The organism is Thiocapsa sp. UBA6158, from assembly GCF_002423035.1.
GTDB lineage: Bacteria > Pseudomonadota > Gammaproteobacteria > Chromatiales > Chromatiaceae > Thiocapsa.
This window is the reverse complement of sequence record NZ_DIUM01000030.1, coordinates 1-18132: the sequence shown is the minus strand read 5'-3', so window position 1 is coordinate 18132 and position 18132 is coordinate 1. Positions and strand designations below refer to the sequence as shown.

General features: G+C 63.6%; 16 protein-coding genes and 4 tRNA genes. 12 read left to right on the top strand and 8 right to left on the bottom strand.

Annotated features, from left to right (window positions below):
• The first annotated feature begins 304 nt into the window (after positions 1-304).
• Positions 305-1216, top strand: coding sequence for a 4-hydroxybenzoate octaprenyltransferase (gene ubiA, locus B4N44_RS04630; protein ID WP_296697366.1), 912 nt, complete (start codon positions 305-307; stop codon positions 1214-1216).
• Between the two features lie 40 nt (positions 1217-1256).
• Here the strand turns inward: ubiA and B4N44_RS04625 are convergent, their stop codons facing one another.
• From B4N44_RS04625 to B4N44_RS04615, 3 genes are all read right to left on the bottom strand, one after another.
• Positions 1257-1796, bottom strand: a complete 540-nt coding sequence (locus B4N44_RS04625) for a hypothetical protein (protein WP_296697365.1) — start codon at positions 1794-1796, stop codon at positions 1257-1259.
• A 192-nt stretch (positions 1797-1988) separates the two neighbouring features.
• Positions 1989-2738 carry a HesA/MoeB/ThiF family protein gene (locus tag B4N44_RS04620; protein WP_296697363.1) on the bottom strand — a complete coding sequence of 250 codons (750 nt, stop codon included), beginning with the start codon at positions 2736-2738 and terminating at the stop codon, positions 1989-1991.
• Positions 2739-2925: 187 nt separating this feature from the next.
• On the bottom strand, positions 2926-3336 hold the full coding sequence (locus B4N44_RS04615) for a hypothetical protein (RefSeq protein ID WP_296697362.1): 411 nt from the start codon (positions 3334-3336) through the stop codon (positions 2926-2928).
• A gap of 215 nt (positions 3337-3551) precedes the next feature.
• Between B4N44_RS04615 and B4N44_RS04610 the strand changes: the two genes are divergently transcribed.
• Positions 3552-4370 (top strand): lysophospholipid acyltransferase family protein, encoded by an 819-nt coding sequence (locus tag B4N44_RS04610; protein ID WP_296697360.1) that lies wholly within the window; start codon positions 3552-3554, stop codon positions 4368-4370.
• Positions 4371-4452: 82 nt separating this feature from the next.
• Here the strand turns inward: B4N44_RS04610 and B4N44_RS04605 are convergent, their stop codons facing one another.
• From B4N44_RS04605 to hemA, 4 genes are all read right to left on the bottom strand, one after another.
• Positions 4453-4842 carry a hypothetical protein gene (locus tag B4N44_RS04605; RefSeq protein WP_296697359.1) on the bottom strand — a complete coding sequence of 130 codons (390 nt, stop codon included), beginning with the start codon at positions 4840-4842 and terminating at the stop codon, positions 4453-4455.
• 213 nt (positions 4843-5055) lie between these two features.
• On the bottom strand, positions 5056-5967 hold the full coding sequence (gene prmC / locus B4N44_RS04600; protein ID WP_296697358.1) for a peptide chain release factor N(5)-glutamine methyltransferase: 912 nt from the start codon (positions 5965-5967) through the stop codon (positions 5056-5058).
• Positions 5960-7039 (bottom strand): peptide chain release factor 1, encoded by a 1080-nt coding sequence (gene prfA, locus B4N44_RS04595; RefSeq protein ID WP_296697356.1) that lies wholly within the window; start codon positions 7037-7039, stop codon positions 5960-5962. The genes prmC and prfA overlap by 8 nt, the downstream gene beginning before the upstream one ends.
• Entirely contained in the window at positions 7036-8310 is a 1275-nt protein-coding gene (gene hemA, locus B4N44_RS04590) for a glutamyl-tRNA reductase (protein ID WP_296697354.1), read from the bottom strand. The genes prfA and hemA overlap by 4 nt, the downstream gene beginning before the upstream one ends.
• A 174-nt stretch (positions 8311-8484) precedes the next feature.
• On the opposite strand from hemA, the gene B4N44_RS04585 reads away from it, so the two are divergent.
• The 7 genes from B4N44_RS04585 to B4N44_RS04555 all read left to right on the top strand — a co-directional run bounded on the left by B4N44_RS04585 (position 8485) and on the right by B4N44_RS04555 (position 15822).
• Positions 8485-10275 carry a tetratricopeptide repeat protein gene (locus tag B4N44_RS04585; RefSeq protein WP_296697352.1) on the top strand — a complete coding sequence of 597 codons (1791 nt, stop codon included), beginning with the start codon at positions 8485-8487 and terminating at the stop codon, positions 10273-10275.
• A 26-nt stretch (positions 10276-10301) separates the two neighbouring features.
• Entirely contained in the window at positions 10302-11189 is an 888-nt protein-coding gene (gene ispE, locus B4N44_RS04580) for a 4-(cytidine 5'-diphospho)-2-C-methyl-D-erythritol kinase (protein WP_296697350.1), read from the top strand.
• A 47-nt stretch (positions 11190-11236) separates the two neighbouring features.
• A tRNA-Gln gene (locus B4N44_RS04575) sits at positions 11237-11311 on the top strand.
• A gap of 111 nt (positions 11312-11422) precedes the next feature.
• A complete protein-coding gene (locus B4N44_RS04570) occupies positions 11423-12376 on the top strand; it encodes a ribose-phosphate diphosphokinase (RefSeq protein ID WP_349681064.1) in 954 nt (317 codons plus the stop codon).
• Between the two features lie 77 nt (positions 12377-12453).
• Positions 12454-13062 carry a 50S ribosomal protein L25/general stress protein Ctc gene (locus B4N44_RS04565; protein ID WP_296697348.1) on the top strand — a complete coding sequence of 203 codons (609 nt, stop codon included), beginning with the start codon at positions 12454-12456 and terminating at the stop codon, positions 13060-13062.
• 138 nt (positions 13063-13200) lie between these two features.
• Positions 13201-13797, top strand: coding sequence for an aminoacyl-tRNA hydrolase (gene pth / locus B4N44_RS04560; protein ID WP_296697346.1), 597 nt, complete (start codon positions 13201-13203; stop codon positions 13795-13797).
• 531 nt (positions 13798-14328) lie between these two features.
• A complete protein-coding gene (locus tag B4N44_RS04555; protein ID WP_296697345.1) occupies positions 14329-15822 on the top strand; it encodes an OmpP1/FadL family transporter in 1494 nt (497 codons plus the stop codon).
• A gap of 197 nt (positions 15823-16019) precedes the next feature.
• On the opposite strand, the gene B4N44_RS04550 is transcribed toward B4N44_RS04555, so the two are convergent.
• Complete coding sequence (locus B4N44_RS04550; protein WP_296697343.1) at positions 16020-17357, bottom strand: UDP-glucose dehydrogenase family protein; 1338 nt, start codon at positions 17355-17357, stop codon at positions 16020-16022.
• Positions 17358-17609: 252 nt separating this feature from the next.
• Between B4N44_RS04550 and B4N44_RS04545 the strand changes: the two genes are divergently transcribed.
• The 3 genes from B4N44_RS04545 to B4N44_RS04535 all read left to right on the top strand — a co-directional run bounded on the left by B4N44_RS04545 (position 17610) and on the right by B4N44_RS04535 (position 18013).
• Positions 17610-17694 (top strand) — tRNA-Tyr (locus B4N44_RS04545).
• A gap of 147 nt (positions 17695-17841) precedes the next feature.
• Positions 17842-17915 (top strand) — tRNA-Gly (locus B4N44_RS04540).
• A gap of 22 nt (positions 17916-17937) precedes the next feature.
• Positions 17938-18013 (top strand) — tRNA-Thr (locus B4N44_RS04535).
• Positions 18014-18132 lie beyond the last annotated feature (119 nt).

The window sequence follows — 18132 nt, the reverse complement described above, 5'->3', positions numbered from 1 at the left end:
GATGCGGTCGGTCATGGTGCTCCCGGGGGCGGCCTCGAACGGCCGCATGGTGCAAGACACGAAGGTCGGGATTGTACAGCGACGCGTTGCGGACGAGTGACCCGTCGACGCCGAATCATGCCGGGGCTGCGACCTGCTCGACAGCGTCCCGCGGGGTTGACCCTGGTTGCCGGTGAGGAACGCGATGCCCCACGGCGTCCACCCCTGTCGGCGTGGCGCAGGCGATTCTTCCTGCGTCTGTGCCTGTGCGATAATCCGCGCCGATTTTCGAATCTTCACATCAGCCCGGATGACGATTGGCGACATGAGCTTTCCCGAGGTCAAGACCGGCAGCCGGCGTCCGCCGTCCTGGCGCGAGCGTCTGCATGCCTATGTGTTGCTGGTGCGCCTGCATCGGCCGATCGGCATCTTTCTTCTGATGTGGCCGGCGCTGTGGGCCTTATGGCTGGCGGGGGACGGTCAGCCGCCCTGGCAAGTGGTCACGGTCTTCGTGCTCGGGGTGGTGTTGATGCGCTCGGCCGGATGCGCGATCAACGATTTTGCGGATCGCAACTTCGACGGGCATGTCGCGCGCACGCGTGAGCGGCCGTTGGCGAGCGGCACGGTCTCTCCGCAAGAGGCGGTGGCGATCTTCGTGATCCTGTCTCTCGTCGCGTTTGCTTTGGTGCTCTTCATGAACTGGCAGACGGTGGCCCTGTCGGTGGTCGCGGCCCTGCTGACGCTGATCTATCCCTTCATGAAGCGCTTCACCCATGTGCCTCAGCTGTTTCTCGGCGCGGCCTTTGGATGGGCGATTCCGATGGCCTTCACGGCCGTGACCGGCAGCATTCCGGGGTACGCTTGGCTCTTGTTCGTCGCGACCCTGATCTGGGCGCTGATCTACGACACCCAGTACGCCATGGTCGATCGCGAGGATGATCTGAAGATCGGCATCAAGTCGACCGCGATCCTCTTCGGCGAGCACGACCGTCTGGTGATCGGGCTCCTGCAGCTGCTGATGCTGGGCCTATTGGTCTGGATCGGGCTGCTGGCCGAGCGCGGGCTCTTCTTCTTCGGCGGTTTGGCGGTTGCTTCGGGGCTCGCGCTCTATCAACAGCTGCTGATTCGGGAGCGTGCGCCGGTGCCTTGCTTCAAGGCGTTCCTGAACAACAACTACTTCGGGATGGCGATCTTCGTCGGGCTGGTCTTCGACTACGCCTTCGCCGTTGCGGCTTGATCCCGGCCGGATCGTTCGGCCGGGATCCCGACCTCGGGACTCAGTGTGCAGGATGGGATGTCTGGTGCTCGTCCTCGATGACCCGAGCCTCCGCGTTCGGGAAGCGGGCGACGACCCAATCCGGGAGCTTGGCCTGATTGGCGTGATAGAGGGCATCGGACTCGACGATGATCAGGACGAGGACCGTGGCCATCACGGGCAGGATCCCGACGCCGATCACCAGCGCCCAGACCGCCTCCTTCATCATCCCGCCGTAGGTGTAGCCGACCCAGCCGAGCACGACGGCGCTCAGGAGCAGACCGAGCATCACCAGGAAGATCCGGCTGCGTTTCGCGCAGACCTGCCAGTGACACATGACATACCAGGAGTCGCGCCCGATGCCGCGCTTTGCGCGCCAGAGCGTGAAGCCGAGGATGCTGAAGGAGATCGCCGGGATGATCGCCATGACCCAGGGAAAGCTTCCGGCCAAGCCGCCCATCGCGACCGCAAGCAGGATGTGGTTGGCGATCAGGTTGGTCAGAAACAACTCGTGTGGGATGTTGGCCTTTTTGATTTGATCCGGGCTGATTTCAAAGCGCATGAGAGGGGTGACCTGTTCGACTGCTCGTTTTGAAAGGGTCGGGTGCGCCTGTTCGCGATGATGCGCCCCGATGCAGATGGATGTGCCGCCGGTGTTCAGTCGCTTGAGCGGCTGCAAATGGATCGCGGCGGACACCCTGTTTTCGCTTTGCGTGCTGATGCGTGCCGTGGATGGCGAATCATCGGCCTCTTTTCAGACGCGCGTGACCGAACAGATCGGGCATTGCGGATCGGAAGGCAAGCGCAGGCTACGCCACTGCATGAGTGCTGCATCCAGCAGGAGGAGGCGCCCGAACAGCGGCTCTCCCAGTCCGGTCAGGATCTTGATCGCCTCGGTTGCTTGTATGCTGCCGACGATGCCGACCACCGGGGCTAGTACGCCGTTGGTCGAGCAGGTCTCCTCGATGCCTCCGTCACGCGGATAGAGGCACTGGTAGCAGGGTCCGCCGGGTTGTCCGGAGAAGGCCGTGACCTGTCCCTCGAGACGGATCGCCGCGCCGCTGACCAGCGGGATACCGGCAGCCACACAGGCCGCGTTCACGGCAAACCGCGTCTGGAAGTTGTCGCAGCAGTCGAGCACCAGGTCCACGTCGGCGAGGATGCCCGGCAGCGTTTCTTCGACGAGGCTGCGCTTGACGGTCACCAGATCCACGTCCGGATTGAGCGCGGCGAGCGCGATGCGGGCCGACTCCGCCTTGGGCCGTCCGATATGAGCGGTCGTGTGGACGATCTGGCGCTGGAGGTTGGACAGATCCACCGCGTCGAAATCAGCCAGCACCAGCCGCCCGACACCGGCCGCGGCGAGATACATGGCCACCGGCGAGCCCAATCCGCCGAGTCCGACCACCAGGACGCTGGATGCACGAAGCCGCTCTTGACCCTCGATCCCGAAATCGGGCAGCAGGATCTGGCGGCTGTAGCGCAGAAGCTCGGCGTCGGTCACGCGGAGACCCCGGCTCCGAGCCGCCGGCCAGGGTTGGCTTGGAGCTGCTTGCGGTCGACGAGGCGCGCTCGCTCGGCATGCTGTCGAGCGATCAGGTCGTTCGCATCAGGTGCAACGCGCTCGAGGGCGGATATCAGGGTGCCGGCCGCGGTCCACATGCTGGAGGCTGGAGGCTGGAGGCTGGAGGCTACAAATACCTCCGCCAGTGCTCCGGCCGATCGTCCCGACATCCGTGCTCGATCAGCTCGTAGCGCTTGGCGAAGACCTTCTTGGTGCAGTTGCTCTCGCCGTTCGGACACCCGCAGTTGGCGCGGAAGGTGTCTTCCGTGTAGTAGTAGAGCGCACGCCTGAGACGGTAAATCAAGCGGTTGTCGATGTGGAGACCCAGCTCGGTCAGTGCCTCTTCGATCTCTTGGAGGCGGGTAACGAGCACGTCGTAGGTGACCCGCAGCAGGATCGGTGCGACGGGGTCGGTGTCGAGGATGCCGTCCACATCCCTCAGGAACCGTGCGGCGGTCGCGGCCTGATGCGGATCCGGATGGATCTCCTGGAAGGGGATCTCGCGGGACTTGATGCGGTCGGCGTCTGAGATGTCCATGGTATCCTTATGCTAATCGCGGTACGCGAATTCTCAAAGCGGAATCCTGCCGGCTCGATTGCTGCTCGATCGAGCCGGGATGTTGCTCCGGTCGGCGCTCGACGCGAGGCTTTTCGGAGTCGAGCTGTTTTCGCCACCCGCGGCCGCTTGGCCGAGGCTGCGCTCGCTCCCATGTTCCGTGCCGAGGCCATCCGTAACCAGTCACGGAACAGCGTATGACCGAAAGACATCGTCCCGACGCCGATCTTGCAGTACGGCAGGCGCCGAGTGCCGAGCGAACAGAAGCATCCGGCCGGGATGCTTCCGTCGGGCGCCCGATCGGCGTCGGTATCAGGCTTCGAAGCATCCTCTTCTTCGTGCTCTACAATCTGATGGGGATTGTTCACAGTCTCGTCAGTGTCGCTGCAGCCCCATTTCAGACTTTCGAGGAACGTTATCGCTTCGTCAACCTCTGGACGCAAGCGACCATGTGGTTGCTGCGTCGGCTCAACGGTGTCGAGATCGAGGTCACCGGGCTCGAGAATATCCCGTCGGACGAGCCGGTGGTGGTCTTGGCCAATCACCAAAGTCAGTGGGAAACCTTCTACCTTCAGTTGCTCTTCACGCCTCAGGCGACCGTGCTCAAGCGCGAGCTCCTCTGGGTGCCGTTCTTCGGTTGGGCACTCCACCTGCTGCGACCGATTGCGATCGACCGAGGCCAGCCGGGTCAGGCCTTGAAGACGCTCTTGCGGGTCGGTCAGGAACGGCTCGCGCAGGGTGTCAGCGTGGTGATCTACCCGGAAGGGACGCGTCAGCCGCCGGGGCATATGGGGCAATTCAACGCAGGAGGCGCCATGTTGGCCTGTCGTGCGGGACGACGGGTCGTCCCGATCGCCCACAATGCCGGCGACTGCTGGCCGGCCCGTTCGCTGTGGCGCGTCCCGGGCACCATCCGGGTCGTGATCGGAGAGCCGATCGATTGCGCGGGCGAGACCGCGAAAGCGGTGAACGAGAGGGCCGAGGATTGGATTCGCGCGACGCTAGAACGCCTGTGAGGGGCGTGCGGTCGTCGCATCCACGAAAAAGACCGGGCCGTTGAAAAGCGGCCCGGTCTTTTTTGTCGAAGACGCGATGTGGTCAGTTCGTCACGGGCTCGCGCCCCTCGACGACCGCAGCGTAGTAGGCGCTGGTCTCCAAGAGCTCGATCACACGCGGATCCGCCAAGACGTGGGCGATCTGCTCCAACTCGGCGCTCGCGAAACGACCGCTCGGCGAGGCATCACCCCGAACACAGGTATCCGGCACGACCGCGTCGGACGACTCGTGCAGCTTTGCCAGCATGTGCTCGGCCATGAGCTCTGCGGCGATCCTGCGCTGCTGTTGGTACCAGTCGTGACCGGCCTGTGTCGCGAACGTGCGGTCGTGCTCGAAGCTGCCGTCGAGGGCGATTGCGAGCGGGCGGGTGTCGGCAATCGCGGCGGACGAGCCGATCAAAGTCGAGATCAAGAGGATCGAGGTTGACTTCATGAGTCTTTGCTCTGCTATAAAATAAGTTATTGCTAATATACTGACATTCTGAGTCTGAGTCAAGGCGTCGGGAAATGGGCCGGCAGCGGTCTGCCGCCAGCCGCCAGCCGCCAGCCACCAGCGAATCTATGAAAGCTGATAGCTGGCGGGATGAAGCATAAGGCCGGAAGCAGGAAGCAGGAGGCAGGAGGCAGGAGGCAGGAAGCCCCCGAATCACACGCGCCCGAGCGTCAGACGATCGTGGCCGGCGAGGTCGCTTCGGGTGCTCGGCGCCTTGATGCCTGCGTCGGCGAGGATTCGGCGAATATCGCTGCCTTGGTCGTAACCGTGCTCGAGGAAGAGCCATCCGCCGGGGCGCAGGCAGCGGCGTGCATCGGCTGCGATCGCGCGATAGGCGTCCAGGCCGTCGCCGCCGGGGGTCAGGGCCTCGGGCGGCTCGTATCGAAGGTCGCCGCGGGTAAGATGGGGGTCGCCGTCGGCGACGTAGGGCGGGTTGCTCGCCAGGGCATCCAGGCTTCCCGGCGCGAAGGCGTCCGACCAGTGCGCCCTGAGCAGGGTCACATTTCGCAGACCGAGCCGGACGAGGTTCTCGCGAGCAACCTCGAGCGCGTTGGGAGAGCGATCCGTCGCGACAAGCTGCCATGCGGGCCGCTCTGTGGCCAAGGCCGCGGCGATGGCGCCGCTGCCGGTGCCGAGGTCGGCGACCCGCAGGGGTGCGTCGGCGCGGAGCAACTCGAGCGCCGTCTCGACCAGCAGCTCGGTCTCCGGGCGCGGGATCAGTGTGGCGGGTGTGACGAGGAGTTCCAGGCTCCAGAAGTCCTGTCGACCTCTGATGTAGGCGATGGGCTCGCCGGCCAGACGGCGGGCGAGCAGTGCGTCGAAGCGCGCATGGGCATCGGGTGCGACGGGGTGGTCTGGCCAGGCGAAGAGACGGGTCCGCGACCAGCCTGTCGCTTGGGTCAGGAGCAGCTCGGCCTCCAAACGAGGCGTGCCTTCCGGGAGGATTGCGAGCGCCGCTGTCGCCTGCTGTAGGATGGCCTCGACGCGCAACTCGACCGCGCGTGCCGTTCCGCAGGGTTCTGCTGTGGACTCCGAGCCAGCCCCGTCCGGTCCGGTCTCAGCCATGCATCATCGCGGTCAGCTCCTCGGCCTGATACTCCTGAAGCAGCGGATCGATGACCTGATCGAGCTGGCCCGTCATGATCTCGTCGAGCTTGTAGAGGGTCAGGTTGATGCGGTGGTCGGTCAGTCGGTTCTGGGGGAAGTTGTAGGTGCGGATCCGCTCGGAGCGGTCGCCGCTGCCGACCTGGAGCTTACGCGATTGCGCCTGCTCGGACGCCTGAGTCGCGCGAGCGCCCGACAGCAGCTTGGCCTGGAGCAGCGACATGGCCTTGGCCCGGTTCTTGTGCTGGGAGCGTTCCTCCTGGCACTCGACGACGATCCCGGAGGGCAGGTGAGTGATGCGGATCGCCGAGTCGGTCTTGTTGACATGCTGGCCGCCTGCGCCCGAAGAGCGGTAGGTGTCGATGCGCAGCTCGCTCGGATTGATTGCGATGGAATCGATGGCGTCCGCCTCGGGCATGACGGCGACGGTACAGGCGGAGGTGTGGACGCGGCCTTGGGATTCGGTCTCGGGGACGCGCTGTACCCGGTGCGCGCCGGGCTCGAACTTGAGGCGCGAGAAGACGCCGTTGCCGATGATGCGCACGATCACCTCTTTGTAACCGCCGAGCTCGCCGGGGCTCTCGGCAATCGGCTCGACCTGCCAGCGCATCAGCTCGGCATAGCGCAGATACATCCGCAGCAGATCGCCGGCAAAGAGTGCCGCCTCGGCGCCGCCGGTACCGGCACGGACCTCGAGAAAGACGTTGCGCTGATCGTCGGGATCCGGCGGGACGAGGAGGCGATAGACCTCGGGCTCGAGCTGCTCGCGCCGGTCGTTCGCCTCGGCCATCTCCTCGCGCGCGAGTGCGGCCATCTCGGGGTCGGCGAGCATCTCCTCGGCGGCGGCCACGTCGAGCTCCGCCGCGCGATACCGGTTGTAGGCTTCGATGAGGGGTTCGAGCTGGGCATACTCGCGGCTCAAGTCGCGGAAACGATTCTGATCGGACTGGGTCTCGGACTCCGCCAGCAACGCGACGACCTCGCCGAAGCGCTCCGAGATGCGCTCCAGCTTGCTTCGGATGGATGGGTTCATTGAGTGGAGATGGCGCGGTTCGGGTCGAGCTGGAAGAGCTCGTTGGCCGCCACCAGGATCTCCGCTTCGCCTTCGCGGGCGGCTTGGCGCAGGCGCGAGCTGGGCGCATGCAACAGTTTGTTGGTCAGGGTGTGGGCGAGATAGTTGAGCACCTCGGTCGGCGGCTTGCCGGCGTCGAGCTGGCGCTGGGCGCGCGCAAGGACATCGTCGCGCAGCTCTTCGGCGCGTTGGCGATAATCCTGGATGAGCCCGGCGGCATCGAGCGAACGCAGCCAGGCCATGAACTCGTCGGCATGGAAGCCGATGATGTCCTCGGCCTGAGCGGCGGCGGCCTGACGCGAGCGCAGCCCTTCGTCGATGACACCCTGCAGATCGTCGATGGTGTAGAGATAGACGTCGCTGAGCTCCCGGACCTCGGGCTCGATGTCGCGCGGCACCGCGATGTCGACCATGAACATCGGACGATGCTTGCGTTTCTTCAACGCACGCTCGACCGTGCCTTTGCCGAGCACGGGCAAGGGGCTGGCGGTGGAGGCGATGATGATGTCGCCCTCGGCCAGGTGGTTGCCGAGCTCGGTCAGGGCGATCGCGAAGCCGTCGAACTGCGAGGCGAGCTCATGGGCGCGCTCGACGGTGCGGTTTGCGACGATGATGCGTCCGATACCGGCGCGGTGCAGATGGCGAGCGGCCAGCTCGATGGTCTCCCCGGCACCGATCAAGAGTGCGGTCTGTTGGGAGAGATCACTGAAGATCTGGCGTGCGAGGTTCACCGCGGCAAAGGCGACCGAGACCGGGCTGCTGCCGATCGCCGTCTCGGTGCGGACGGTCTTGGCGACCGAGAAGGCGTGCTGGAAGAGTCGTCCGAGCAGCTTCCCGGTGGCGGTACAGTCGGTCGCGGTCTGGTAGGCGTTCTTCACCTGCCCCAGGATCTGCGGCTCGCCCAGGACCATCGAGTCGAGCCCGCTGCACACACGCAGCAGGTGGGTGACCGCATCGCGTCCGATGTGGGCATACAGAAAAGGCCCCACACGCTCTTGGTCGACCCCGTGGAATCGGCTCAGCCAGTGCCGGGCGGCCTCTTCGGAGCAATCCTGTACCGCACAGTAGATCTCGGTGCGGTTGCAGGTGGAGAGTACGACGCCCTCGGCGATACCGTCGCAATTGGTGAGGTCGCGCAAGGCGCCGACGATGATGTCGGGGCCGAAGGCGAGCCGCTCGCGGACATCGACCGGCGCCGTCTTGTGATTGAGTCCGAGAACGAGCAGCTTCATAGTTCCGAGGATGTCAGGTGGTGATCCTCGCGATTGTCCGACTTTCGGGGGTCGATGAAAACCCACCGACGTCGATCTTGTGGTTTTTCGGGTGTAGGAGGAAGGAACTGCTTCGCTATACTGGGCTCTCACGATCACAATCGTTGTTGGATTGGCTCTTGCCGGATCATACACATGCCACGCTCGTCTCTGCTTTCCACTGTCGGCGGGTTCTTTGCCGTTTTGGCGTTTCTGTCCGCGGGCGCGTTCGCGCAGATCCCGGATCCTGTATCGAGCCCGGCGCCGACCAGCACGCCGCAGCCCGAGCGATCCGCCGACACGCCGATCGATCGCCCCGAGGCCGATGCGGCGGGTCTCTCCGGGGGTCTGGACGCCGATCAGATCTATGCGGTCCTGGTTGCCGAGATCGCCGCACGGCGCGGCGATATGGATACCGCATTCACCTACTATCTGGAGGCCGCCGACCTGACGAAGGATCCTCGCCTGACCGAGCTGGCCGTGCGTTCGGCCATCGCTGCGGGCAACGATGCGGCGACCGAGCAGGGCTTGCAGCGCTGGCTGGACCTCGATCCCACATCGACCGGCGCGCATCAGCTGGGCGCCTTCTCCCGCATCAAGGCGAACGACCACGAGGGGGCGCTCCTGCATCTGATGCGCCTCGTGCAGCTCTCGCCCGATGACCCGGACGCGGCCTTCGGACAGGCCGCCGCCATCATTTCGCGGGCGCCGATGCCTGCGGCCCGTGTCGGACTGATGCAGGCGCTGGCCGACCAGTTTCCGCAGAGCGCGCATGCGCAGCAGTCGCTTGCGATGGTGGCGGCCAGCGCGTCGCAGCTCGAGATTGCCGATGCCGCCGCACGCCGAGCGCTCGAGCTGAGCCCGGAATGGAACAAGCCGAGACTGTTTTTGGTGAAGCTGTTGATCTCCTCGGACAAGCGCGGCGAAGCGCGGTCGTTGCTGGAGGAGTATCTCGCGCTGAGTCCCGACGATCAGGTCTTGCGGATGCTGTACGGACAGCTCCTCGTCGAGGAAGAAGAATTTTCCAGCGCACGCGATGTCTTTCAGCGCCTACTCGACAATCGTCCGAAGGAGCCGGATGTGCTGTTCGCCGTCGGCGTCCTGTCGTTGCAGCTCGAGGATACGGAAGGAGCGCGCATCTATTTCACGCGTCTGTACGAGACCGGCGAGCGTCGAGACGAGGCGGCCTTCTATCTGGGGCAGGTCGAGGAGCGTGCCGAAAATCCCGAGGCCGCGCTTGCGTGGTACGGCAAGGTCAAGGGCGCAAATGCGGTCGATGCGCAGATCCGCACGGCATTGCTGAGTGCGAAGGGCGGCGATGTACGGCGTGCGCGCGAGATCCTCCAGCAGTTGCGTGACCGCGGGCCCGAAAACGCCGTTCTTCTCTACTTGGTCGAGACCGAGATCCTCGAGTCGGTGGGCCGACCCGACGAGGCGATGACGATCTTCGACAGCGCCTTGCAGGCATTCCCGGACGATGAAAATCTGCTTTACGCGCGGGCGCTCTCGGCGGTCAAGCTCGATCGGATCGTCCTCGCCGAGCAGGACCTGAGGCGGATCATCGAGATCGATCCCGGGCATGCCGACGCCCTGAATGCGCTCGGCTACACGCTGGCGGATCGAACCGACCGCTACGCCGAGGCCAAGGGATATATCGAAAAGGCCTATGCGCTCAAGCCGGACGAGCCGGCAATCCTCGACAGTATGGGCTGGGTGTATTACCGCCTCGGCGATTACGAGACCGCCCTCGATTATCTCAAGCGCGCGCTCGAGAACTTGAGTGACGGGGAGATCGCCGCGCACCTCGGCGAGGTACTCTGGGCCATGAATCGTCGCGAAGAGGCCCTCGAGGTTTGGGATGCGGCGGCCAAGGAGCATCCGGACCACGAGTACCTCAAAGAGGTCATGAGCCGGCACCGCGCGTCCGGCGGCGAGCCGTCGCAATGAGCCAGAACCCGATCAGTCGGAGCCCGATGAGCCAGAGCCCGATGAGCGAGCCGTTCAGGTTCGAGTCGTCCCCCGAGTCGTTTTGGCCCGCGCCCGCCAAACTCAATCTTATGCTGCGCATCGTCGGACGTCGGCCGGATGGTTATCACGAGCTGCAGACGGTGTTCCAGTTCATCGACCGTTGCGATCGGCTTCGGTTCGAGGTGCGCGAGGACGGGTTGATCCATCGTCTCCTCGACGTGCCGGGTGTCGCGCCGGAGGACGATCTGACCGTCCGCGCGGCTCAGACGCTGCGGGACGCGACCGGTTGTCGTCTCGGGGCGGATATCCGCTGCGAGAAGCTGCTTCCGATGGGCGGGGGGCTCGGGGGCGGCAGCTCCGATGCGGCGACCACGCTGGTTGCACTGAATCGGCTTTGGGCCACCGGTCTCGACGAGGACTCACTCGCGGAACTGGCCTTGCCTCTGGGCGCCGACGTGCCTGTCTTCGTGCGCGGATTTGCGGCTTGGGGGGAGGGTGTCGGGGAGCGCCTGACGCCGGTCACGCTGCCCGAGCCCTGGTATCTGGTGCTGTCTCCGCCCTGCTCGGTCTCCACGAGGGATGTGTTTATGCATCCTGAGTTGACACGAGATTCGGTGCCCGCCACACTAGCGGACTTCGTTGCCGGCGACGTTTCGAACGATTGCCTGAGCGTCGTGCGACGCGGATATGACCCGGTTGCAGAGGCTCTCGACTGGCTTTCGGGCTGGGGCGGTGGACGTTTGACCGGAACCGGCGCCTGTGTTTTTGCGGTCTTCGAAGATCCTTCTCAAGCACGGTGCGCGCTGGAGCAATGTCCGCCCGCGATGCGCGCGTTCGTCGCCCGCGGGTTGAATCGATCGCCGCTGCTCGCGTACATGGACAGGCTGCCCTAATCGTGCGTCGTGCAGAGTGCTTGTTTTCGAGGTCTAGATCAGTTTTTTGGGGCGTAGCCAAGCGGTAAGGCACCGGGTTTTGATCCCGGCATCCCCAGGTTCGAATCCTGGCGCCCCAGCCATACCCTGTCGAGCCAGGATACGCCGCGTCGGTCAGCCGACGCGATATGGCGTTTCATTCGAGCCCCGGTCCCGGTGTTGTCATCCCCCAGTGAGACGTCAGGAAATCGCCAGTGCCTGCCAGCCATTTGATGGTTTTTTCCGGGAATGCCAATCCGGAGCTCTCGGTCGAGATCGCCGGTTATTTGAGCGTTCCGCTCGGTAAGGCCGTCGTCGGTCAGTTCAGCGACGGCGAGGTCATGGCCGAGATCCAGGAGAACGTGCGCGGGCGCGATGTCTTCGTCGTGCAGCCGACCGGGGCTCCGACGAACGATAATCTGATGGAGCTGCTGGTGATGATCGACGCCCTGCGCTGGGCGTCGGCCAAGCGCATTACCGCGGTCATCCCCTACTTCGGCTATGCTCGGCAGGATCGCCGGCCCCGCTCCGCGCGTGTTCCGATCACGGCGCGACTCGTCGCCAAGATGATCGGTCAGTCCGGTGCCGATCGCGTTCTGACGGTCGATCTGCACGCGGATCAAATCCAAGGCTTCTTCGATATCCCGGTCGACAACGTCTACGCCTCGCCGATTCTGTTGGGCGATGTTTGGCGAAAACGCTACGACGCTCTCATGGTCGTCTCGCCGGATGTCGGCGGCGTGGTCCGCGCGCGCGCGCTCGCCAAACGGCTCGACGATGCGGATCTCGCGATCATCGACAAGCGCCGTCCGCGGGCGAACGAGGCGAAGGTCATGAACATCATCGGCGATGTTCGGGATCGCTCCTGTGTCATCGTCGACGACCTTGTCGACACGGCGGGGACACTCTGCAGTGCCGCTGCAGCGCTGAAGGATGCCGGTGCCTGTCGGGTCGTGGCCTACTGCACCCACGCGGTGCTCTCGGGGCCGGCCGTCGACAACATCTCGGCATCCCGGCTCGACGAGCTGGTGGTCACCAACACCATTCCGTTGCGTCCGGCGGCGAAGGCTTGTCCCAAGATTAGGCAGTTGAGTATCGGCGAGCTGCTTGCCGAGACGATGCGCCGGGTTTCGAACGAAGAGTCGGTCAGCTCGCTGTTCGTCGACTGATTTAACCATTCAGGCGTCGTGATCCTGGTCGCGGGATCCGGCGCGTTTTTGTAGTCATCATCAACCGGAGAACGCCGATGAGCGTCAGTTTCGAGATCAACGCGCAGCCCCGCGCAACGGCAGGAACGGGTGCGAGCCGCCGCCTGCGTCGCACGGGTCAGGTGCCCGCCATCGTCTACGGTGGCCATCAGGAGCCCGAGATGATCTCGGTCGGTCATAACGAGCTGCTCAAGCACCTGGAGAGCGAGGCATTTTACTCGCACGTCCTCGATCTGAAGATCGGTGAGCGCTCGGTGAAGGTCGTCTTGAAGGACCTGCAGCGCCATCCAGCCAAGCCTTTCGTGCAGCATGCGGATTTTCTGCGGATCACGCAGGACGAGAAGCTGCGCATGAACGTACCCTTGCATTTCATCAACGAGGACCGCTCCAAGGGCATCAAGATGGGTGGGCAGGTGTCCCACAACATCACCGAGCTCGAGATCGTCTGTCTGCCGAAGGATCTCCCGGAGTTTATCGTCGTCGATATGGGCGATACGGATATCGGCCAGATCATCCATCTGTCCGAGATCCAGTTGCCCGAGGGTGTGACCCTTGCGCATGCTCCCGAGTCGGACGAGGCCGTCGCCATGATTTATGGCCCGCGCGGCGGCGGTGACGAGGCGGAGGAGGAAGAGGAAGGCGCCTGACATCATCGGGCGCTCGAGACGGCCGACGACAGTGCCGATTTGCCTCCCTGAAAGACGCTTTTTCGGCGACGACCGGGTGCTCGAGGGTCGCTTTTCCGGCCTGCGCCGCCCGTGTTGTGCCTCGGTCGGCGGTGTCCGGTGAGCGAGCCCGCCGGTATCCGTCTGATCGTCGGGCTCGGCAATCCCGGTGAGCAGTACGAGGCGACGCGTCACAACGTCGGCTTTTGGCTCGTCGATCGGATCGCCGAGGATTTTCGCGAGACCTTTCGCGCCGAGCCGAAATTCTTCGGCCAACTCGTCCGAATCCGGGTCGGCGGCGCGGATGTGCGTCTGCTCAAGCCCTCGACCTACATGAACCGCAGCGGTCAATCGATCGCCGCGGTCGCCCGCTTCTATTCCATCCCTCCCGAGCAGATCCTCGTCGCTCACGATGAGCTCGACCATCCTGTTGGCCAGGTTCGCCTCAAGCAGGGCGGCGGTCATGCCGGGCACAATGGGCTGCGCGACACCATCGCCGCACTCGGGGGCAGTCGTGACTTCTGGCGTCTGCGGATCGGGATCGCCCACCCGGGCGAGCGTACCCTGGTGACAGGTTATGTCCTCGGACGTCCGTCCAAGGCCGACGCCGAGCAGATCGATGCAGCCCTTGCCGACGCCGAGAGGATCCTCGCGGATCTCGTCGCCGGTCGCTTCCAGATCGCCATGAATCGTCTCCATTCGCAACGGTCCGCTTAAACGGCGTTCGGGTTCTCATGCGTGGTTCGCGCGCGCACTCGACCCCGCAGGGGCCAAATCGGTGGGAGCCACGCCTGAAATCCTTTAAGATCCTGATTTTTGTTCTCCTAAATCGCGTCAGCGACAGTGTCGATGATGTCGGCCGAGTTTGAATCGGCGTCCAGCGTCGATCGTTGACTCCGAACGCGGTGTAGCGGCGTTTGACAAATCGCAATCCCGAGCCGAATATTCCGTCTGATCTCCGTGATCGCCGCGTGTCTCGGCCCTTTCCGTAAAAGTGCCCCACCGCGTCTTCCGAAAACATTCCGTCGAAGGATGCCGTATTCGGGATCGAGCAATCGCTCGCACTGAATCCGAAGTCTTCCGACCAGTCGGTGGGCGAGGTCGTCTCCGCGGTCTTCAATGATGGCTCAACTCCGCATTCGTCCACCCGTCGATGCTGGTTTTGGATCGCCCGTCGAACGGGGCTCGACTATGCCAACGACAAAATTAGCCGTTCAAGCGGCACGATGACTGGAGGAGTTTTCGCACATGACCGGAACATTGAAGTGGCCGTTGAGGGCTGTAGTAATTGCGTGCGCATCCTTGCCGACACTGGCAGTGGCCACCAACGGATATTTCTCGCACGGCTGGGGCACCAAATCCAAGGCGATGGCGGGTGTCGCCGCGGCATTGCCGCAGGACACGCTCGTTACGGCCACGAACCCTGCCGGAATGGCATTCGTCGGGACTACGCTTGATGTGGGTTTGGCCTTCTTCAGTCCGTCTCCGCGCGGCTACGACGCCAGCGATGACTTCTCGGTAGGCCGTCCGTCAGGCTTTCCGACCGGGCCTTTCGTTACTCCGGGCCGATACGACAGCGAAGGGGATTGGTTTTTGATTCCGAGCTTCGGCTTCAACTACGAACTCGATGAAAAAAGCACGATCGGCTTTTCCGTATTCGGCAACGGCGGGATGAACAGCGACTATCGGGACCGTCCGGTCTGGGAGAACTTTGCCGCGGCACCCAATCAGCTGGCGATCGGACCCGGGATGAAGCCGCCCCCCGGCACCATCGCGAGCCCTGGCGGTCTTCTGTTTACGCAGACGAATCCGCCGATGCCGGTCACGGATCCAGACATGCCCCCGCCGCCGAACGGCAACAACGCCAACCCCGGCGGCTTTCTGAGCGCGACCGGCTCGACCGGCGTCAACCTCGAGCAGTTGTTCATCGAGATCCCCTATACCTTCAAGTTTGCCGACGGCAAGCAAGCGGTCGGTATCGCGCCGGTTTTTGCGATGCAGAGTATCGAGATCAAAGGGCTTCAGCCGTTCCGCGCGGCCTCCCTTTACCCGGATAAGGTCTCGAACAACGGAACCGACTGGTCCTATGGCGCCGGCCTGCATCTGGGGTGGTACGGCGAGGTGACCGAGCAACTGGCGTTCGGGATGTCGTATCGCAGCAAGATGTGGATGTCGGAATTCGACGACTACAAGGGGTTGTTTGCAAATCATGGCGAGTTCGATATCCCGGCGATGTTGAACTTCGGCGTCGCCTTCAAGGCGCGGCCGGATCTGACCTTCGCGTTCGACTACCAGCGCATCTTCTACGGCGAGGTCTCGTCGATTTCCAATTCGAACGACAACGACATCTCGCCCTGTTTCACCTCGAACCCCAAACCCGCGTTCTGTCTGGGCGGGGATGACGGGCTCGGGTTCGGATGGGACAGCATGGACATCTTCAAGTTGGGCGTGCGTTACGACCACGACGAGAAGCTGAGTCTGATGGGCGGTGTGAGCTACAACACCGAATTCGCCTCCGGTCGGCAGGCCCTTTTCAACATTCTGGCGCCCGCGACCATTCGTTGGCACCTGACCTTGGGTGCGTCCTACCGCTTTACCGAGAAGGATGAGTTCGCACTCGCCTTTTCCTACATGCCGGAGGAAGAGCTGAGCGGTACGAGCCCCAGCATCACCCAGACCCAATCGGGGTCCATCTATATGGAGCAGATGGATATCCAAATCGGTTGGAATCACCGTTTTTAAACAGCGCCCGGCGCGGTATGCGATGTCTCTGGATGGGGTCGGCCCGGAAGATTTGACGACCGCCGGAGCCGGCACGGTTTAAGGGACCGTCGACGACGCTCGTCCGGTGTGCCGGGCAAGCGTCGTCGCAATGTTGTCTGGGCAGGCTCGCGCCGCTGCGTGGGCGGGTCGAGGGTGTGGGCGATCCCGGTGAGGCGTTATTGCGCCGTCATCGGTAAGCGACCGATCGAGATATAGGTCAGTCCGGTTGCGGTCGCGAGATGCCCGTCGAGGATGTTGCGACCGTCGAAGATCACGCCGGCCCTGAGCTTGTCCTTGATCATCCGGAAATCCGGGCTGCGAAACTGCGCCCACTCGGTCAGGACGGCGAGTGCGTCCGCACCCTCCAATGCCGAAAGGGCGTCGTCGACCAGTGCCAGATCGGCCCGTTCGCCATAGATTCGCCGAGTTTCGGGCATCGAAACCGGGTCGAATGCCTGAACCCTCGCTCCTGCCTCCCAAAGCGATTCCATCAAGACGCGACTCGATGCCTCGCGCATGTCGTCGGTATTGGGTTTGAACGACAGACCCCAGAGGGCGATCGTGCGGCCCTGCAGGTCGCCGTTGAAGTGCGCGTGAATCTTTTTGAACAATAGATCCTTCTGTCGGAAGTTCACGGCCTCGACGGCATGCAGCAGCTGCGGGTCGTAGCCCAAGCTGCGCGCGGTGCGCTCGAGCGCGCGCACGTCCTTCGGGAAACAGGAGCCGCCGTAGCCGCAGCCGGGGTAGATGAATTGGTAGCCGATGCGCGGATCCGAGCCGATGCCGACACGGACCTTTTCGATGTCGGCTCCGACAGCTTCGGCGATATTCGACAGCTCGTTCATGAAGCTGATCTTGGTCGCCAGCATGGCATTGGCCGCATATTTGGTCAGCTCGGCCGAGCGCACGTCCATCAGCATGACGCGGTCGTGGTTGCGATTGAAGGGGGCGTAGAGCGCGCGCAGCAGTTCGCCGGTGCGCGGGTTGTCCGTTCCGACGATGATACGGTCCGGGCGCATGAAGTCGTCGATCGCTGCGCCCTCCTTCAGGAACTCGGGATTGGAGACCACGTCGAAATCCACCGTCGTGCCGCGAGCGGCTTGAGCATCGCGAACGGCGGCAGCCACCTTATCGGCGGTCCCGACGGGTACGGTCGACTTGTTCACCAGGATTCGGTACGCGTCCATGTGCTCGCCGATGCTGCGTGCGACCGCGAGGACGTATTGAAGATCGGCCGATCCGTCCTCGTCCGGCGGCGTGCCCACCGCGATGAACTGAAACAGCCCATGACGCACCCCTTCCTCGGCATCGGTCGAGAAGGTCAGCCGTCCGGCATCGCGGTTCTGCTTGATCAGCTCGTCGAGTCCGGGCTCGTAGATGGGCACGCCGCCGCTGTTGAGGAGGGCAATCTTGGCGGGATCCACATCGATGCAGAGGACGCGATTGCCGACCTCCGCCAAGCAGACGCCAGTCACCAGTCCAACGTAACCGCTGCCAAAAATCGTAACGTCCATTCTTTATCGTCTCCGGGCTTTTTCAGTCGGATCAACAGGGATCGGGGTGGCCGTCCGGTCGCACGCAGCGCCGTTGCGCCGTTGAGTCCGGCGCGCGGCTCCCGGCTCGGCTCGTCGATTGTATATCCGCCGGGCCGGGGTGTATCGACTCGCTTGCCTCGGGTATCGAGCGCGGCCCGGTTGTCTTGCGCGCAATCATTCACGCCGGCTTGACGCTGGCGGTTCTGCCTTTTATACTGCGTCGCTCTTTAAGGAGGGGTTCCCGAGCGGTCAAAGGGATCAGACTGTAAATCTGACGGCTCAGCCTTCGGAGGTTCGAATCCTCCCCCCTCCACCAAATCTTAGACCGCAGCGATGTCGTTGCGGATGGCCTTTGCGGGCTGGGCGTGCGAATCGAGCGTAAGGCCTCGAGGCGCGACAACGACGAGGCCTGCCGGCAGGTCGTTGGTTGTCCTCCAAGCCCGTCGTTCGGCGTGAAAGCGCTGCGGGTGTAGTTCAATGGTAGAACCTCAGCCTTCCAAGCTGATGGTGTGGGTTCGATTCCCATCACCCGCTCCATTGAGAAGTGTGCTTTGCGATCGCCCATGTAGCTCAGTTGGTAGAGCACACCCTTGGTAAGGGTGAGGTCACCGGTTCGACTCCGGTCATGGGCTCCACTTTCGTTTTTCCAGATTCAGTCGTCGATCTTGGATCGTCGTATCAGTAGCGTCCAGCGCGACTTGTCGATTTGAACCATGCGGGGAGCCGTTCATGTCCAAAGCAAAATTCGAGCGCA

What these genes read in the sequence shown, in the direction of transcription:
- B4N44_RS04615 (WP_296697362.1), bottom strand. Translation starts at nt 3,336, where the DNA reads ATGGACATCTCAGACGCCGACCGCATCAAGTCCCGCGAGATCCCCTTC.
- hemA (WP_296697354.1), bottom strand. Translation starts at nt 8,310, where the DNA reads ATGAAGCTGCTCGTTCTCGGACTCAATCACAAGACGGCGCCGGTCGAT.
- B4N44_RS04565 (WP_296697348.1), top strand. Translation starts at nt 12,454, where the DNA reads ATGAGCGTCAGTTTCGAGATCAACGCGCAGCCCCGCGCAACGGCAGGA.
- B4N44_RS04625 (WP_296697365.1), bottom strand. Translation starts at nt 1,796, where the DNA reads ATGCGCTTTGAAATCAGCCCGGATCAAATCAAAAAGGCCAACATCCCA.
- B4N44_RS04605 (WP_296697359.1), bottom strand. Translation starts at nt 4,842, where the DNA reads ATGAAGTCAACCTCGATCCTCTTGATCTCGACTTTGATCGGCTCGTCC.
- prmC (WP_296697358.1), bottom strand. Translation starts at nt 5,967, where the DNA reads ATGGCTGAGACCGGACCGGACGGGGCTGGCTCGGAGTCCACAGCAGAA.
- ispE (WP_296697350.1), top strand. Translation starts at nt 10,302, where the DNA reads ATGAGCCAGAGCCCGATGAGCGAGCCGTTCAGGTTCGAGTCGTCCCCC.
- B4N44_RS04555 (WP_296697345.1), top strand. Translation starts at nt 14,329, where the DNA reads ATGACCGGAACATTGAAGTGGCCGTTGAGGGCTGTAGTAATTGCGTGC.
- B4N44_RS04610 (WP_296697360.1), top strand. Translation starts at nt 3,552, where the DNA reads ATGACCGAAAGACATCGTCCCGACGCCGATCTTGCAGTACGGCAGGCG.
- B4N44_RS04585 (WP_296697352.1), top strand. Translation starts at nt 8,485, where the DNA reads ATGCCACGCTCGTCTCTGCTTTCCACTGTCGGCGGGTTCTTTGCCGTT.
- B4N44_RS04550 (WP_296697343.1), bottom strand. Translation starts at nt 17,357, where the DNA reads ATGGACGTTACGATTTTTGGCAGCGGTTACGTTGGACTGGTGACTGGC.
- prfA (WP_296697356.1), bottom strand. Translation starts at nt 7,039, where the DNA reads ATGAACCCATCCATCCGAAGCAAGCTGGAGCGCATCTCGGAGCGCTTC.
- ubiA (WP_296697366.1), top strand. Translation starts at nt 305, where the DNA reads ATGAGCTTTCCCGAGGTCAAGACCGGCAGCCGGCGTCCGCCGTCCTGG.